The following is a 1,440-nucleotide window of genomic DNA, read 5'->3' as shown; positions in this document are numbered from 1 at the left end:
AGCGCACAAGAAGACATTGATGCAAGTATAAAGCGCTTAACGGATAGCGAACGACAGGAGCTGGATAACGCTGCGCAAGCGATTGTTGATGACTGGCAATGCAATGACGTTAAGAGTTTTAATTTGGTATAAAGCTATAAAAAATAGCCTTAGCATTAACTAAAAAAATAGACAATAAAAAACAAGGAAGACAATGAGTTGGTACCCAGACGATAAAGAATGGCTTACAAAGCGCAAAGCACAGTGGAAAGAAGTGAAAGAGTCGCTTAAAGAAATGTATGTATATGAGCCAGAAGACGTTAAATTAATAAAAGAATACTTTCTTTATGGCCCGGATAAAGAACCTATGAGAACGGTGAATAACGATGGAGGGATTAAACGAAAAATATCCTATATGGACATGATTGCTATATGGCTATACCCATCATTTGATAAAGAGGATATTATTGAAGAATTACATAAGTTTAGGTCAACCGTCCAAAATCAAGATGGTTCCATTATACATTATGACACTGGTGCTAAGCGTGTATTAGAGTTTTGTGATCGAGATTATGCAACTCATGAAAGTGCCTCTGATGGCAGGGATACCAGCTTTTTTCAGGGTAAAGAACAATTACTGGCCGAGTTATTATTTCCCAGTTCGGTAGAGGAGGAGTCTTGGTTTAAAAATAGCTTAAGAGATGGAGACGAAGACAGGCTTAAAGCTAAATGTGAGAGAAGTTTTAGAATGGCAATTAATAGGCTTTCATCATACTTTAGCAAACACATGGAAAACCCTAATCCAAATTTTATTTATCGTTATCGCCTCTCTTACTGTATTAGTGCACTCAAACACTTTAAAGGCAGTGAATTTGAGGCGCAACCATTAAAAGAAAACCTAGTAACCTTTTTTGCTGCTCTCGATAAGTTCACAGCATCCCCCGACAAATATCCGCAGTGCTTTGTGGAAACAGCGCAAGAGTTTACCCGTTTATTCAATGAAGCAGGCTTGCCCGATTCAGTGCATGCTTTACTCGCCCCCTATATTAAAGCCGCCAAGGAGGGTACAGCCTAATGGAAAATGTCGTAGTGGTTGTTGCAAGCTTCGCCAATGAAGCGGACTTAGCACGGTTTTGTTTTTATATCGACTTTGAAACACGCCCTGATTTTGAGGACGAGGTGCCAGAACACGAGCAGCTAAAGCTTTACAAAAATTTTGCAAAGAAACTTAACCTCCTTTAAAGCTGAAATTAATAAATGTGTTAATTGGAGTAGTGTGCCGCTAGCTGGGCAGCAGGCACTTATTAAATACGTAAATTCATAGGTATATGATGAAACAACTGATTACCTTTATTTGTATGGTTTTTACTTTTTCTTGTACTGAAGCTTTAAGTAATGATGACAAACCGTATGTCAGCCTTGATGTTATAGAAATGAATGTTGAAAGGGTTAATGGCAATT

The 1,440-nt window shown here is 38.3% G+C and carries 2 protein-coding genes; both read left to right on the top strand.

Features of this window, described 5'->3' with window-relative positions; genetic code table 11:
- The first annotated feature begins 193 nt into the window (after positions 1–193).
- A complete protein-coding gene (locus tag MHM93_RS19325) occupies positions 194–1,054 on the top strand; it encodes a hypothetical protein (protein WP_239450230.1) in 861 nt (286 codons plus the stop codon).
- Positions 1,054–1,221, top strand: coding sequence for a hypothetical protein (locus tag MHM93_RS19320; protein WP_239450229.1), 168 nt, complete (start codon positions 1,054–1,056; stop codon positions 1,219–1,221). The genes MHM93_RS19325 and MHM93_RS19320 overlap by 1 nt, the downstream gene beginning before the upstream one ends.
- Positions 1,222–1,440 lie beyond the last annotated feature (219 nt).

It is taken from the genome of Pseudoalteromonas sp. MM17-2 (assembly GCF_022347945.1).
GTDB classification, from domain to species: domain Bacteria; phylum Pseudomonadota; class Gammaproteobacteria; order Enterobacterales; family Alteromonadaceae; genus Pseudoalteromonas; species Pseudoalteromonas ruthenica.
This window is presented reverse-complemented; position numbering and strand designations above follow the sequence as displayed.

What these genes read in the sequence shown, in the direction of transcription:
- MHM93_RS19325 (WP_239450230.1), top strand. Translation starts at nt 194, where the DNA reads ATGAGTTGGTACCCAGACGATAAAGAATGGCTTACAAAGCGCAAAGCA.
- MHM93_RS19320 (WP_239450229.1), top strand. Translation starts at nt 1,054, where the DNA reads ATGGAAAATGTCGTAGTGGTTGTTGCAAGCTTCGCCAATGAAGCGGAC.